Annotated in this window: 21 protein-coding genes; 2 read left to right on the top strand and 19 right to left on the bottom strand. The window is 61.6% G+C overall.

Annotated features, from left to right (window positions below; translation table 11 throughout):
- Positions 1 to 38 precede the first annotated feature (38 nt).
- The 12 genes from ACY65G_RS22590 to ACY65G_RS22535 all read right to left on the bottom strand — a co-directional run bounded on the left by ACY65G_RS22590 (position 39) and on the right by ACY65G_RS22535 (position 7,378).
- Positions 39 to 359 (bottom strand): HNH endonuclease, encoded by a 321-nt coding sequence (locus ACY65G_RS22590; protein WP_464999532.1) that lies wholly within the window; start codon positions 357 to 359, stop codon positions 39 to 41.
- Positions 359 to 649, bottom strand: coding sequence for a hypothetical protein (locus tag ACY65G_RS22585; protein ID WP_464999531.1), 291 nt, complete (start codon positions 647 to 649; stop codon positions 359 to 361). The genes ACY65G_RS22590 and ACY65G_RS22585 overlap by 1 nt, the downstream gene beginning before the upstream one ends.
- Positions 646 to 2,184, bottom strand: coding sequence for an SGNH/GDSL hydrolase family protein (locus ACY65G_RS22580; protein ID WP_464999530.1), 1,539 nt, complete (start codon positions 2,182 to 2,184; stop codon positions 646 to 648). The genes ACY65G_RS22585 and ACY65G_RS22580 overlap by 4 nt, the downstream gene beginning before the upstream one ends.
- Positions 2,181 to 2,492: a hypothetical protein gene (locus tag ACY65G_RS22575; protein WP_464999529.1), complete on the bottom strand. Its 312-nt coding sequence runs from the start codon at positions 2,490 to 2,492 to the stop codon at positions 2,181 to 2,183. Before ACY65G_RS22575 ends, ACY65G_RS22580 begins: the two co-directional genes overlap by 4 nt.
- A 7-nt stretch (positions 2,493 to 2,499) precedes the next feature.
- Positions 2,500 to 2,676 carry a hypothetical protein gene (locus tag ACY65G_RS22570; protein WP_464999528.1) on the bottom strand — a complete coding sequence of 59 codons (177 nt, stop codon included), beginning with the start codon at positions 2,674 to 2,676 and terminating at the stop codon, positions 2,500 to 2,502.
- A 441-nt stretch (positions 2,677 to 3,117) separates the two neighbouring features.
- Entirely contained in the window at positions 3,118 to 3,693 is a 576-nt protein-coding gene (locus ACY65G_RS22565; RefSeq protein ID WP_464999527.1) for a hypothetical protein, read from the bottom strand.
- A gap of 54 nt (positions 3,694 to 3,747) precedes the next feature.
- Positions 3,748 to 4,356 carry a hypothetical protein gene (locus ACY65G_RS22560; protein ID WP_464999526.1) on the bottom strand — a complete coding sequence of 203 codons (609 nt, stop codon included), beginning with the start codon at positions 4,354 to 4,356 and terminating at the stop codon, positions 3,748 to 3,750.
- Between the two features lie 81 nt (positions 4,357 to 4,437).
- The gene (locus ACY65G_RS22555; protein ID WP_464999525.1) at positions 4,438 to 4,851 is read right to left on the bottom strand and encodes a hypothetical protein; all 414 of its coding nucleotides are present in this window, start codon (positions 4,849 to 4,851) and stop codon (positions 4,438 to 4,440) included.
- 665 nt (positions 4,852 to 5,516) lie between these two features.
- Positions 5,517 to 6,287 carry a hypothetical protein gene (locus tag ACY65G_RS22550; protein WP_464999524.1) on the bottom strand — a complete coding sequence of 257 codons (771 nt, stop codon included), beginning with the start codon at positions 6,285 to 6,287 and terminating at the stop codon, positions 5,517 to 5,519.
- The gene (locus ACY65G_RS22545) at positions 6,284 to 6,751 is read right to left on the bottom strand and encodes a hypothetical protein (protein WP_464999523.1); all 468 of its coding nucleotides are present in this window, start codon (positions 6,749 to 6,751) and stop codon (positions 6,284 to 6,286) included. The genes ACY65G_RS22550 and ACY65G_RS22545 overlap by 4 nt, the downstream gene beginning before the upstream one ends.
- A complete protein-coding gene (locus tag ACY65G_RS22540) occupies positions 6,738 to 6,998 on the bottom strand; it encodes a hypothetical protein (RefSeq protein WP_464999522.1) in 261 nt (86 codons plus the stop codon). The genes ACY65G_RS22545 and ACY65G_RS22540 overlap by 14 nt, the downstream gene beginning before the upstream one ends.
- Positions 6,995 to 7,378 (bottom strand): hypothetical protein, encoded by a 384-nt coding sequence (locus tag ACY65G_RS22535; RefSeq protein WP_464999521.1) that lies wholly within the window; start codon positions 7,376 to 7,378, stop codon positions 6,995 to 6,997. The genes ACY65G_RS22540 and ACY65G_RS22535 overlap by 4 nt, the downstream gene beginning before the upstream one ends.
- Before the next feature lie 57 nt (positions 7,379 to 7,435).
- On the opposite strand from ACY65G_RS22535, the gene ACY65G_RS22530 reads away from it, so the two are divergent.
- On the top strand, positions 7,436 to 7,660 hold the full coding sequence (locus tag ACY65G_RS22530) for a hypothetical protein (RefSeq protein ID WP_464999520.1): 225 nt from the start codon (positions 7,436 to 7,438) through the stop codon (positions 7,658 to 7,660).
- Positions 7,661 to 7,673: 13 nt separating this feature from the next.
- On the opposite strand, the gene ACY65G_RS22525 is transcribed toward ACY65G_RS22530, so the two are convergent.
- From ACY65G_RS22525 to ACY65G_RS22495, 7 genes are all read right to left on the bottom strand, one after another.
- Positions 7,674 to 7,847 carry a hypothetical protein gene (locus ACY65G_RS22525; protein ID WP_464999519.1) on the bottom strand — a complete coding sequence of 58 codons (174 nt, stop codon included), beginning with the start codon at positions 7,845 to 7,847 and terminating at the stop codon, positions 7,674 to 7,676.
- Complete coding sequence (locus tag ACY65G_RS22520) at positions 7,847 to 8,050, bottom strand: hypothetical protein (protein ID WP_464999518.1); 204 nt, start codon at positions 8,048 to 8,050, stop codon at positions 7,847 to 7,849. The genes ACY65G_RS22525 and ACY65G_RS22520 overlap by 1 nt, the downstream gene beginning before the upstream one ends.
- Positions 8,050 to 8,301, bottom strand: coding sequence for a helix-turn-helix domain-containing protein (locus tag ACY65G_RS22515; RefSeq protein WP_464999517.1), 252 nt, complete (start codon positions 8,299 to 8,301; stop codon positions 8,050 to 8,052). Before ACY65G_RS22515 ends, ACY65G_RS22520 begins: the two co-directional genes overlap by 1 nt.
- Before the next feature lie 19 nt (positions 8,302 to 8,320).
- A complete protein-coding gene (locus ACY65G_RS22510) occupies positions 8,321 to 9,037 on the bottom strand; it encodes a phage antirepressor KilAC domain-containing protein (protein ID WP_464999516.1) in 717 nt (238 codons plus the stop codon).
- Between the two features lie 79 nt (positions 9,038 to 9,116).
- Complete coding sequence (locus ACY65G_RS22505; RefSeq protein ID WP_464999515.1) at positions 9,117 to 10,166, bottom strand: tyrosine-type recombinase/integrase; 1,050 nt, start codon at positions 10,164 to 10,166, stop codon at positions 9,117 to 9,119.
- Positions 10,163 to 10,531 (bottom strand): hypothetical protein, encoded by a 369-nt coding sequence (locus ACY65G_RS22500; RefSeq protein WP_464999514.1) that lies wholly within the window; start codon positions 10,529 to 10,531, stop codon positions 10,163 to 10,165. Before ACY65G_RS22500 ends, ACY65G_RS22505 begins: the two co-directional genes overlap by 4 nt.
- Positions 10,528 to 10,971, bottom strand: coding sequence for a phage regulatory CII family protein (locus tag ACY65G_RS22495; RefSeq protein ID WP_464999513.1), 444 nt, complete (start codon positions 10,969 to 10,971; stop codon positions 10,528 to 10,530). Before ACY65G_RS22495 ends, ACY65G_RS22500 begins: the two co-directional genes overlap by 4 nt.
- A 366-nt stretch (positions 10,972 to 11,337) precedes the next feature.
- Between ACY65G_RS22495 and ACY65G_RS22490 the strand changes: the two genes are divergently transcribed.
- Complete coding sequence (locus ACY65G_RS22490; protein WP_464999512.1) at positions 11,338 to 12,234, top strand: LexA family transcriptional regulator; 897 nt, start codon at positions 11,338 to 11,340, stop codon at positions 12,232 to 12,234.
- Positions 12,235 to 12,261 lie beyond the last annotated feature (27 nt).

Here is a 12,261-nt window from a genome sequence, read left to right as displayed (position 1 = left end):
CAGCTTCGTGATCGTCACGTCGATGTCGTCCAGGTTCATCAGTAGCCCCTTGCTCGTTCGACTGCCTCGCGCGCCGTCTTGGTGTCATGGCACGGGATGCAGAGCAGTTCCTTGTTCTCGGGCTCATCGGATCCGCCAGCCCACAGCGGCTTGATGTGGTCGACCGCGCTGCCGACCGTCGTCTTCCCCTGCCGCTTGCACTCCTGGCACAAGCCGCAGTCACGCTCCCTGATCTCGTTCCGGTCTTTTACGCCCGCACTGCCGCGCTTCCGCTCTACGCGACCCGGCTGAACTTGCAGGGTCGGAACTCGTGCTGATGCAATGGCTTGCAGGCGGGGCTTGAGCGTCTTCAGTCGCATCACTTCGGCTCGATCAGTAGGGCGACCACCTGCATGTACGTGATCTCGCGGCCCTTGTTGCGATGGACAACATACAGCGCGCAATCCTGCAGGTCGCGGTCGCACTCCAGCTGGAATTCGCGGCCGAACCATGCGGCCATCTGCGGCACCAGGTCCCGGCGGCCGTTTGGCTTGGCTAGAACGTGCTGCACGATGCGCTGCTGCTCCACGATTTCGACAGCGGTGGGCGGCTCAATTGCCCGTGCCGGCGAGGTGGCCAGCAGGGCGAGCACGATCAGTCTGCGGATCATGCAATGTCGGTAGTGCGAACGCCGATGCGCAGGGTTTCAATCTGAGCACCCGCGCTTGCCACCGCACCGTTGATGCCCCATTCGAGGATCACGAGCACTTGCGCCGCCTCCGCAATAAACGGCGGGACGGTTAGCGTGCCGGACCAGCTATCGTCTGGCTGGTACAGACCCGTTTCGTCACGCTTGGCATAGTAGTTCTTGCTGTTGTTGGATGCGAACACTTCCACCTTCGTCAGGCTGCCCGGCGTGACGTTGGACACGGCGATCGCCCAATCGATATCAACCTGCTGGCCCACAGTCACACCGTTGATTGTGATGTAAGCGCGGTACAGCTCGACGATGGACGTACCGGACGTCAGGCAGACCTGTGTTTCGAGGGGCACGCCCTGCACTGTACGCGTGCCCTTGCTGCCCGTGACGATGCCGGTCGCGCCGGAGGCGCCAGAAGTTTGCCGCGTCAGAGTGACACCGGTTGCCGCCACGCCGGCAGCGGTGCCGGATTGCGCAACCGAGCCCTTCATGAAGCCATTGCTGAAGCGGTTGCCACTCGGGTTGTAGGTGGCGTCGTACACATCAGCCTGCGAGGTGATGCGCGGGGCGATGGCCGACAGGCGGGGCTTCAGCAAGTCGAGCAGCATGCGACCGATCAGAAATGCGCCGCGCGGCGACGGGTGCAGGCCGTCGTTCGTGTATGCGAGCGCGCTGTTCGTCGAACCCTCGCGGCCGATCGGATAGCCCAGGGCATCGGATTGATCGGTGAACGGGATGGTCGGATCGCACAGTAGTACGCCGGGGGTGCTGCGCGCATAGTTACGTTGCGCGCGCGCCCAGCGTTGCAATGTCAAACGGCGCTCCGGCGTGAGCGCGGTCCCGATGGTGCCCGAATCGTAGAAGCGCGGCAGAATCGGGAGCACGATCGGCGTGATACCTTCCTTCAGTAGGCTGCTACACGTGGCGGTGATGTTGTCGACGATCTGCTTTTCGTCAACGCTCGATTCGTTGAGGTCATTCGTGCCCATGTGGACCGTGCAAAACCGCGCGCCGCGAGCTTTCATGTCAGCAGCAGCGGCAGCAGAGCGGTCGGCAATCTGCTTCGACGTTTGGCCGCTCACGCCATGATTCAAGGCCCGGTTTGTGTACAAGGCGCCATCGGACAGGATCATGAGCCAAGTCAGGAAGCCCTTGCTGCGATATTCAATCTGCGCGCCCGCCCCATTCGAGGTCGTGAACTGCGCGGTGATCGAATCGCCCAGGCCGCCGATGATCGTGCTGCCGGCTGGCGCGCCGCCACCAATCGACAGCTGCTGGCCGTTTTGCGAACTCACTACCGAGACCGAGTTCCCGGCCTGGTCAACCTCGACCATGACCGGGTAACGCTGATTCGGCGGTGCCGGCGGCGCTACGTACGCGACGCCGCCCGTGAGATCGGTAGTGGCCAGCTTCGCGGCGACCAGGCCTGCCTCGGTAGCGGCATCGAGCGTGACGATGGTGTTCGCGGTGTAGATGCCATGCTTGGCGAGCAGTTTGACGGTCATGCGGAGGTCCTCTTCATAAAATCTCGGTGGGCGGTTTCGATGCGGTTGCGCATCCAGTTGTCGAAGCCAATCGCTTCCACGTGCTTCCAGTCGCGGCGCAGCTCCACACGGCCGGTCAAAATCTTCGTCACCAGCTGGTCGCCGTCGGCAACCAAGTCGCCTCGGCGGTCCCGCGTATACACAGCGATCTGGCCGCGCTCCTCGTCAGCGTGGGTAACGTCCCTCATTGGCTGGCCGTCCAAGAGGACGAGGCAAGGCAGCCACTCCCGGTTGTAGTCCGGGTGGCCGGGATATGCGGACAGGCGCATGGCTTCCTCAGTGGTCGATATCGTTCAGATTGCCGGCGCCGCCAGGGCGTCTAGCTTCAGGGATCAGATCCCAGCCGAGCTGGCGGCGGATCTCGTCCGGCGTGGGCGGTGGGTCGGGCGACAAGATGCGCTGCTCCATGAACTCGCGAACCAATTCCTTCGCCGGGTGCGTAGTAGTGGTCATTGGAGCCTTGCTGGAATAGGGCCGGTTACAGCGTCCGGCGGCGATGCACGCGGTTGCGCTCGCCTGTTCTGGCCGATGCCAGGGCTTGTTCTCGGCATCAGTTTTTGGCCGTCTCTTGAGCATGGCCGGGCGGGCACTCCGGCGCTCATCGGGCAAGTCAGATCCCGTGCGCATCTCGTCGCGCTTCTACGTGAGGACCAGGTTCAGGTGGGGCTATGCGCCGCCGATGCCGTCTTTCATGACGCCTCCTGTTGTGAAATGCAATAAAGCCCGCGACCTTTCGGGGCGGGCTTTATCAATAGGTGCGCTCGGCGACATCAACGGGGAGAAATCTACCGCCAAACGCAAAAAACCCGCACAAGGCGGGTCGGTCTGAAGCTAGATACACTTATCACGTGTATCTAATTTGCGACTATACCGGACGGAATAGTCCAACGCAAGCTATTTGCGCAACTCAGAGGCCTTTGCATAGACCTGCTCTAAAGCCGCATGGATTGGCACCAGGTCATACGACTCGCCGCGGAATGTGAATTCTCCTTTATATGGATCGTAATTCCGAAGCACATCCCGTGGATCCGTCGCATGCGCCCCAACCAGTTCCAGCGGCCCAATGTTTAGATCGATGAAATTTTTCATCGTTGTGTCAGACAGCCATTCGTCGATGCGTGCGTCAAAGTGCTCCAAGTGATTTCGCAGCCGCTTGTCTCTGAAAGCTACGTTCTCGTCCACCCCAAACACTCTTCGCAATTCCTGTCCACGCTCTTCCCACCGTTGAGCATCTTGCCAGGCCTGCTTTTCAGCACTGGTTAGATTTAGGTCTCTTGGGACGATAGGTTTTGCTGGCCAGAACAGTTGAGAAACGTTACATGCATGCGCAAGGAAGCTGTGCAAGTTGCGGAACACCTCGTCTCGCGCGCGCAGAAACGTATCGTCCGGAACACTCCTGAAACTCAGTACGTACTGGAGTGCCCCAACTTTTGCCTGCATGGCGCTTAGTGCGTAGGATGCCTGGTTCAACACTTCGCCTATGTGAAACTCAATATTCGGGGTCCTCGACATTTATTCTGCCTGCTATACGGTTATAAGATCTGCATGACGACTATAGTCGAGGCAATCTGGCGTTGCAACAAAATTGACTGGCTGATCGGAATCGTTGAGAAGCGTGCTTAGCAGATCGTGAATTGCTTTTTGCGCCTGCAAGTCCAGTTCCTTCAGTCCCTTGTAGACACGCGATTTCTGGTCATATGCAGTCGCTTTCGGAACGCCCAGCTCCTTGGCGGCTGTGGATATCGACACACCTTTTTCATAAAAAGAGCGAATGATGGCAGCCCGCATGTTACGGATCGTGATGCCCGTCGTCTGCGAGATTGCCCATTCTGTCAGAGTCGCGATTGCCTCGCGGTATGCGTCGGTCATCTTGTCGCGGCTCTGGCAGCATGGGCATTCTTCGAAGCGTGGGGCATAGCGAGCAACGATGCAGGCCTCCTGCAACGCTGGCAGCCTCTTGACCCTCGCTGAAACAATGCCAGCCTGGCCGGCACCGTCGTTGCCGACGAGTCCTTTACCCGAGCCGATGCCTACACAAAACAGCTTGGCCATCGGCGAAAGCGCGTACTGCTGCGACGAATAATTGAAGGCGAACGTGAGCGCCTCGTGCGCGTTTCTGAATAGTTGATCCATGGTTTTCCTCCCCGTTTAAACCGCGTTCATTTTATCCCGGCAAGAACAAATGAAGATTGTCAGCGGGAAAGGATTTACCATTTAAACACGCAACGTCCCGGTCTTTCGGAACTCGCGATCGGCTGCTAGCCCAGCGCGCGCAATCGCTACGTTCGGCACGGAGCGGAGATAGTCCATCGTCAGTGCCAGACCTTCGCGCAGCACCTTCATCTCGTCGCCGGTGACACCGTGCTTCCCGGTACGCTGCGCGCGATCCTGAATCGACGCGCAAGCCTGGACCATGGCCTCGGCGATCGGCAACAGCTCGTGCCCGTTGGGCGCAATCCGGCGCGTGTAGTCGGCATTCGACAGCATGTCGTACACGTGCTGTTCGCCGAAATTTGCCGTGCCGAGCGCAGCTGCTGCCAAGTAGCCGGGGATCTCCATGCTGGCCGCGCGGCGCATCCCCAGTGGCAGCACGCACGGCTTCGGGCGGTAGGCTTTGCGTTTTTTCATGATCGCTTTTCCTGTTACGGATGATTCCAAATAATCTGCAAATGGCTTAACCATGCGGGCTGCGAAGGTGGTCCGCGCCACTTTCGCGCCACCTAGTTCAAAGCTCGCATCACACGGATGCTTGCTCCACTAGCAACAACGTCGTACACTGAGCCGTTCCGACCGTCCGCTTTCGGCCACAAGCGGACCTTTAGCGAGACTGACCAGCCAGATAACGACAAGGGTAAGCCATGAACAACAACGACCTATGCCAAGCATTCCTCAATCGCGAGAGTGTCCCCGGTGTTGAGTACCAGCATAACGATTATGTTCGGATAATTGACGGGCCACATCGAGGTAAAGGCGGTTCTCTGGTGTCGTTACTCGCTATCGGAACAGAACCCCGATTCCTAGTCGAGCTTGAAGAGGGCGGCGACATCGAATTGCAGCAATCGCAACTCTGCTTGATTAGCCACGACAGATAGGTAGCGGTGTCCGCTTCGGGGCGGATTGCAGGGCGCGCCAGAATGGGCTGTCAGTGCTGGCATTGACTATAAGCTTTGGCAACTCGAACGCCTATTCGACGGTTCTAGTTCCGAGTAAACCCGCTTAACCCTCATGGCCCGTGACAGTCTGCTTTGGGGCGGAAGCGGACGTATAGGCGGCGTTCGCTGCCGCCCAATTGCTCAAACCACTGCATTCGTTATAGCGCAATGGCGTGATTGGTACCGATGCACCTGCTCGGCAATCTCTTGTCGGCGCGCCCGGTCTGCGGCCTCGCGCTCCTCCCAGGCTGCCACCCGCCTCGCCTCGCGCACCTCGTCGGCACCCTTTAGCATTTCCCTGATCTTCGCCAGTTGCGCGCGGCCGTTCTCGTCAGCCGGCACATCGCTGGCCCGGCCAGGCAGGAGCGCGGCAACGCTCGGCGCCGGCAGCAACCCTTTTTGCTCCGCCTGCTGCAGCACAATTGCCGCGTGAGACTTGTCCCACCCCACGGATGCCGACCATTGCGCCGGCTCGCCATTTGCTCGCGCGGCCGCCACGAGTCGGTTGTATGCCTCGAGGAACGTCATCCGCGCGCTGATCGGGCCGCTGGTCACGAGAACCGGCCGCGCCAACGCGAACGCCTCGCCGGCCTCTTTCGTCCAGATGACGGTGTTCTGCTCGTCCTCGGCCTGCAGAGCATTCGCCCAAGCCTCCTCGGCGCCGGGCCGGCCGTCTGCCTGCTTGAGCAATTCGACCTGTTCGACGATGTGCGCCGGCTGCGGCAAGAACTTCCCCGCAGGGCTCATCACGTGAGCGTGCAGCGCCGCGCGAAACACGTCGAGCGGAAACCGAGCAACCGCCCGAAAGTAGATCGCCTTGGCCGCGCCACTCAGGCTCTTCTGGCCGCAGCTGATCATGTCGTACACGTCGTCGATCAGCCGGGCGAACTCGTCATAGTCGGCCTGCTTCATGCCAGCGCTCCCATTTCACCAGGCCCGCCGAACAGCCGGCGCTTCGCCTCGTCGTTCGCGGCCGCCCGGCCGTTCGGCACGGTCCAGTCGGCTGAAAATCGCTCGCTCGGGCCATAAAACGTTGCAGCTTGAAGGACGAACCGCGGCTCGATCCGTGCTGCTATGACGTAGGCGGCATACTTGCGAGTGCCGGCCAGCATCTCTACCGCCGTGGCGCCAGCCTTCAGGCGCGCTGCCCATGCCTTGAAGCTGGCCGCCTTCGATGCACCAGGACGTTTCGGGTACGCGGCCCAGCATTCTTCGAAATCGTCCGGATACTCGCCTTTGATTGCGATCGGCCGCGCGGCGGCTGGGCGCGCATCGTGCAGCTGCAGCAGCGCTGCCAGCAATGCCCTGTCAACGAATACGCGAGGCGCCTTGATGGCGGCAGCCGAACGCAGCTCGGCGAAATCAGTCTTGTCCATTCTCAGTCCCTCCCAACAATGGGTGCTGGCACGGATCGCCAGGCACCAACACGTAAATGAATCCCTTTTCGCAGCTCTTCAGGTCGACACGGCTCGCGACCGCCTGCGCCTGGCCGCACACGTCCGACCACTGCCGCTCGAAGATGCAACCGCGGCAGGTCTTTGCGGGCCGAGTCGTGAATTGCAGCGCGGCCGGATCGAGCCGGGCGGCATCGCGCCACTCCGACAGATCCACCATGCCCTTCATGCTGAAACGCTTTCCTGCTTGGGCGCGCCTGTGCGTTCGTCGAATTCTCGCCAGGTCATTACCACAGTTCCGTTGCGCTTCACTGGATTGCCATGCTTGTCGACCTTCTGCGTACGGCACATGATCACAGGCTGGCGAACCTCGGCCGGCTGGGCTGCCAGCCAATCACGGCAGAACTGCGGCGCATCCAGCTCCGGTGAAACTCGCTCGCGGCGCGTTGCCTCGGCGAACAGGGCCTCGGTCAAGGCGCGTACCTGCGCTCCCCACTCAATGACCGAGTACGTTTTCCCGCCACCGCCCGGGATCTGCACTGGAACCTTGCTCTCAGCCCTTTTTCGGCACGCCGAGCGGCTGATGCCGAAAACACAAAACGCACCCATGACATTTCTCCTTTACAAAATTTCAGGCAATAAGAGGCCCTGTGCTACCATTTCCATATGGCATGCACTTTTTCCATTCAACATTGTTATCGCGGCTATGACGTCGATTTGTGGCCTGAGGACGGCGACGACTTCGACTACGTCGGCTGCTACCGTATTGCCTACGGCGGCGCCACCGTGCACGCCGGCCGCCTCGCCGGACATGACAATCGGTCCGCCGCGCTGGAGGCGGCGTGGCTGGCTGGCCAGCAGCACGTCGAGAGCATTGCGGCCACTGGCTGAATCTGCGAGGCGATCACTTCAGCCTCGGGGCGCAGCGGATGCATACCGTGCTGTCGCCCTTGAACTGACCGACTGAGCGGCGGCGCTTGCAGCCACCAGTGCAGGAGCGCATGCCGCTCCAGGCGCCGACCGACGACTCGTTCTTGATCGCCCGATGCATGCGCTCAACGCGCGCGAGGTCGTACATCACAGCGGCATCCTCTTCATGGTGATCCGAGTACCCATGGTGAGAGCAGCCTGCACGCGCTCCTGCTGCGCGCGGAACTCTGACACCGCCGGGTAGCGCCCGGCCGCGACGGCATCGAGCTCCGCCTGACGTTCCTTCACCATCGCCTCGTAGTGCTCGCGCGTGCGCACATGGCCGGGGTCGTGTTCCAGTGTCTGCTCCATCACGCCCCCGCCTGCAGTGCCATCAAGGCGCGAATGTTCGCGACCGGCATGCCCAGAGTCTCGTGCACGCGCAGAATGATGTCGGCGCTTACCGCGATCCGGCCGTGCCGAATTTTGCTGATGCATGGCGGCCAGACCCCCAGCTTGCGAGCCAGCCCCGCATCGTTGCGCAGCTTGTGCCGCACGATCAGTTCGTCGAACAGCAAACCGCTGTTGTCTTTGCCCGTCGCCGGGCGAGTGTTGTCGGACATCCCTATTCTCCTGTCGTGGTCAGTGGTGGTTGCGCAGCTGGTGTTTGGCGAACTCGCCAGCGACCCACTGCACACCCTTCGGTGTGAAGCGCATACTGTTGAAGGCGTGGCCGTTGGTGTTGCTCGTGCCTGCTTTCACCTGGAAGCGGCCGGCGTCGATGTGCTGTGCCATCGGCATGAGCTCGCTGCCGAGGCGGTAAGCGATCTTCTGCTCAAGCAGGAAAGCGCGAAATGCGTTCTCCTTCGCCTGGAGCACCTTGCACACCTGGCGGAAGCCAAGCAGGCCGGTACTGTCGGCGTACCGCTGCGCGAACTCGACGGCCGGCGCCGCGGCCTCCAGTTGAGCCTGCTGCAGCGCGATCGTGTCGGCCTGCTCGGCGGCGAGGCGCAGCGCGTCGCCAAAGGTGCGCGGCACGGCCGGGATGGCAATCACCTCCGCCTCCAGTTCCAGCCAGCGATCGATGACGCGGGCGGTGAACTCCGGCGACAGCCGTGCCACCAGGACCAGCGAGTCGCGTTTGGTCAAACGGCACTCGGCAAACGACCGGCCGCCCGCTAACTCGTTGATTACGTTGCATTCCTCAATTTGAGGACAGGTCCCGGTAGCGACCAGGTCGCGGCAAACGCGCATCACGTTGTCGTGCCGCTTGCCGGTCAGCTCCGCGATTTCCCGGCTCGTCATGGTCAGCGGGCCGGCCGTGACGATGGGGTTCAGTTTGAGCAGTTGCGTTTGCATTTGCGTTCTCCGCTGGATCGGCGTGTGAGTTGCCGATGACTGTTGATAATCGTGTGATCCAATACCCATAAGGGCTACTTCACAGGCTCGCGCCACTTTCGCGCCGCTGCGAACCCATTTTTGCGGCGATTTCCTCCTGCGCCGCGCTCACCCGACGCAAGTCCTTCTCCAGGTAAGCCATCGTCGTGAGCGGCGACTTGTGCCGCATGACCGCCTGGATCGTCTGGATGTTCGCGCCGGCCTCTGACAGCAGCGTGGCGAACGACCCGCGCAGCCGGTGGGGCGTCAGGCCCTTCGTCCTGCACTTCGCGTTGGCGATGCGCATCGCGGTGCGGGCGAAGCCGGGTGGCAGCTCGTCGCCGTTCGCCTTCGTGGCAATCAGGCCCTCATGCTTTCGCAGCGGCGCCAGGTGCTCGAGCAGCCAGCCGGGCATCGGTACCGGTTCGGCCTCGCGCCCCTTCGTGATCCCGGGCGTGTACGTGCGGCGCTCCCAGTCGATCCATTCCCAGCGCGCGGAAGCCGACTCGCCCTCGCGCAGGCCCGCTCCGAACTGCATGCGCACCGCGGTGGCGATGCCCGGCTCGCGCTTCGTAGCCGCATCGATCTCGGCGAACCACGTCATGGCCACGTCCAGCGGCAGGATGGCGCGCGGCCTCTTCTGCACTTTCAGCATCGCCACCTTCCACGGCAGCTGCGGCAGCACCTCGCGCTTCACCGCCCAGTTCACCACCAGCTTGATGACGCGCAGCCAGTGGTTGACCGTGGCCGGCTCGTGATCGACCAGGTGCTCGTTGCGGGCCTGCTCGATGCGCAGCGTGGTCAGCTCGCTGATCGGCAGTTCGCCCAACTTGTACAGATGCAGCCGGCGCACCACGTCGACGGAGCGGCGGTGGTGCTCGCTGGCGACCGGGCCCCGCGTTTCCGCCCATTCCCGGAACAGATCGCGCAGCGTAGGCATTGGGTGCCCGCCGTTCGCGCGCAGCACCGCCGCCGTGTGGGCCCGCGCAGCGATCGCTTCGGCCTCGCCTTTCCGAGCGACGCGCGTGCTGCGCTGGATGCGCTGACCCGCGACCTGGAACCGGTAGTGCCAGATCTTGGATTTCCCGGAGCGGAACAGGCTGATGCTCACTTGCGCCTCCGCGACAGCCGCTTGGCGCGCAGCATGTCGATGACGATCGCCACCACGGCGAAGCGCACGGCGGCCTCGCGCGACGGGAAGGTGCGCAGGTCGAGGAACGTCGCCGCGGCGAACTCGTGGCGCACATACATCTGGCCGGCATCCGGGCAGTGCAGCTTTGGGTAAGCGCCGTGCTCGACCATCAGCGGGCCGGCGGCGGCCCAGTCGCCGCACCAGTCCGGCACCATGGCCTGGCCGCGGCTGTTCTGCGCACCGCCCGGAGGCGTGCCGAGGATAGCGCCGCCGCCGACGAGAGCGAGGTTGCACCAGCCGAGTAGCGTGGCCAGCGAGTAGTTGGCTTGTTCGGTGCGGGTCATTCCGGTTTCTCCATCATGCCGGCCAGGCGGGCGACGAGGCTCTGCAGGTCGCCGTGCACGGCGCGGGCTGCGTCATTGATGCGCTTCATTTCGTGCGCTTCGATCCGGCCGTCGGCGAGCGCGGCGTAGATCTCGGTACCGACATTGCCGTGCGAGCCCACCAGGGCAGCGAACATTTCCAGCACGGCCTGGTCGCTGGCTTGGCCTTCGCTTACCTGGAACAGTGCGAATCCATGCGCTGCCGCCAGAGCGCGCAGCGGTTCATAGCCGAGGATCGGCAGAGCCATGTCGAATTCGGCCAGCGAGATCACGTTCGTTGCAGTGTTCGGGTTCAGCTTGTTCCGCATAACCTGCGGCACTTTCCCCATTCGGACGGCCAGCGCTTCGACGCCGCCTGGGTATTCGTGTGCTGCTTTGTAGAGCGCGTCGTGGACGTCCATTTGATCAACCTTGCAAAAAAATGAGGTGATTCCTTGTGGTAAGTTCATACTTACAAAAAAGGTAATCGACTCAGAAATACAGTTAAAATCCCCGAGAGCCTGTCTGGCCCTTTACTTTTTCCGAGGGAGCAAGCGCGGCGGTGGCAATGCGTCCTTCATCCGCGGCCTCGCCTTGCGCACCTCAGCAACGTTTCGACGGCTCGGCACTTTCCGGTATGGACGATCTGGCACGGACGGCGCCGCAGGATCAGTGGCGCGCCGCTGAGCGTGGCCAGCAGCAGGGGTGCCGAACAGGTCAGGACGCTCCAGGCGTACTTTTGGAGGGATCCCACGAGTCTTCCAGTTCTGCACTCGCTGGACGCCGCCGTGCTGTTTGTCGTAGCCCAGCATCTCCGCTACTTTCGCCGCCCCGCCAAGATCGTCAATGATTTTGCTGTCGTCAGCCATTTCGCTCATTCGTTAATTTCAGAAGCCTCATTAAACACTATGTTTACTTTGGATGTCAACAACGCGTGTAACACATTTTGTTTAGTTGGGCCGAGAATCCCGCGCATGCATGAACAAATGAAAAGGCTTTACACAGCAGCAAAGGAACTGCGCGGCATCGACACGCAGGCGCAGATCGCGCGCGCGTTGAACCAGTCGTCGCAGACGGTCAAAAATTGGGAGGCTCGGGGGATATCCAAGTCGGGCATGCTTGAGGCGCAGCGATCCATCGGATGCTCGGCGACATGGCTCGCCACAGGTGAGGGTGAGATGCGCCTGATGATTCCCGATGGCCCGGTGTTCCCAGGTGCGCTTCCAGTTGTGGGCACGGACGGTAACGATGAGCCGCTGCCGACCCGAGTTCGAATCCCCAAGGTAATGGGCATACGCCTATCAGCAGGACTTAGCAGAGTGAGTGTAGATTACGACCGGCGCGATGATGGCGTCTGGGATGTGCCACGTCGGTGGCTCGAGAAGGGCAAGTACGTGCGAGAGTGCTTGTATGCGATCGAAGTCCATGGCGAAAGCATGGAACCGAACTACTACGATGGCGATGTCGTAGTGATCGACACCGCCGACCGGGTGTTGGTCAGTGGCCACGTCTACGCCGTCAACTGCGAAGGTGAATCTGTCATCAAGCGCCTGGTGAAGGAAGGGGCGCTCTGGTACCTCTACTCCGACAACCCGCTTCCTCGCTACCACAAGGTTCTCGTCACTGATGGCAGGGTCGAAATCATCGGGAAGATCGTGTTGAGGCAGACATACCACGTTACGTGACATTTTGTTAGATTTCCAAATATCAAC

The organism is Pseudoduganella sp. jia 12 (assembly GCF_055502675.1).
Note: the sequence above shows the minus strand (reverse complement) of the source record. Positions and strands in the feature narration are given on the sequence as shown.

Coding starts and splice junctions, on each gene's coding strand:
- ACY65G_RS22500 (WP_464999514.1), bottom strand. CDS start 10,531: ATGACCCGCACCGAACAAGCCAACTACTCGCTGGCCACGCTACTCGGC.
- ACY65G_RS22590 (WP_464999532.1), bottom strand. CDS start 359: ATGCGACTGAAGACGCTCAAGCCCCGCCTGCAAGCCATTGCATCAGCA.
- ACY65G_RS22550 (WP_464999524.1), bottom strand. CDS start 6,287: ATGAAGCAGGCCGACTATGACGAGTTCGCCCGGCTGATCGACGACGTG.
- ACY65G_RS22515 (WP_464999517.1), bottom strand. CDS start 8,301: ATGTCCGACAACACTCGCCCGGCGACGGGCAAAGACAACAGCGGTTTG.
- ACY65G_RS22580 (WP_464999530.1), bottom strand. CDS start 2,184: ATGACCGTCAAACTGCTCGCCAAGCATGGCATCTACACCGCGAACACC.
- ACY65G_RS22530 (WP_464999520.1), top strand. CDS start 7,436: ATGGCATGCACTTTTTCCATTCAACATTGTTATCGCGGCTATGACGTC.
- ACY65G_RS22510 (WP_464999516.1), bottom strand. CDS start 9,037: ATGCAAACGCAACTGCTCAAACTGAACCCCATCGTCACGGCCGGCCCG.
- ACY65G_RS22560 (WP_464999526.1), bottom strand. CDS start 4,356: ATGGATCAACTATTCAGAAACGCGCACGAGGCGCTCACGTTCGCCTTC.
- ACY65G_RS22575 (WP_464999529.1), bottom strand. CDS start 2,492: ATGCGCCTGTCCGCATATCCCGGCCACCCGGACTACAACCGGGAGTGG.
- ACY65G_RS22545 (WP_464999523.1), bottom strand. CDS start 6,751: ATGGACAAGACTGATTTCGCCGAGCTGCGTTCGGCTGCCGCCATCAAG.
- ACY65G_RS22555 (WP_464999525.1), bottom strand. CDS start 4,851: ATGAAAAAACGCAAAGCCTACCGCCCGAAGCCGTGCGTGCTGCCACTG.
- ACY65G_RS22535 (WP_464999521.1), bottom strand. CDS start 7,378: ATGGGTGCGTTTTGTGTTTTCGGCATCAGCCGCTCGGCGTGCCGAAAA.
- ACY65G_RS22585 (WP_464999531.1), bottom strand. CDS start 649: ATGATCCGCAGACTGATCGTGCTCGCCCTGCTGGCCACCTCGCCGGCA.
- ACY65G_RS22495 (WP_464999513.1), bottom strand. CDS start 10,971: ATGGACGTCCACGACGCGCTCTACAAAGCAGCACACGAATACCCAGGC.
- ACY65G_RS22570 (WP_464999528.1), bottom strand. CDS start 2,676: ATGACCACTACTACGCACCCGGCGAAGGAATTGGTTCGCGAGTTCATG.
- ACY65G_RS22540 (WP_464999522.1), bottom strand. CDS start 6,998: ATGAAGGGCATGGTGGATCTGTCGGAGTGGCGCGATGCCGCCCGGCTC.
- ACY65G_RS22520 (WP_464999518.1), bottom strand. CDS start 8,050: ATGGAGCAGACACTGGAACACGACCCCGGCCATGTGCGCACGCGCGAG.
- ACY65G_RS22525 (WP_464999519.1), bottom strand. CDS start 7,847: ATGTACGACCTCGCGCGCGTTGAGCGCATGCATCGGGCGATCAAGAAC.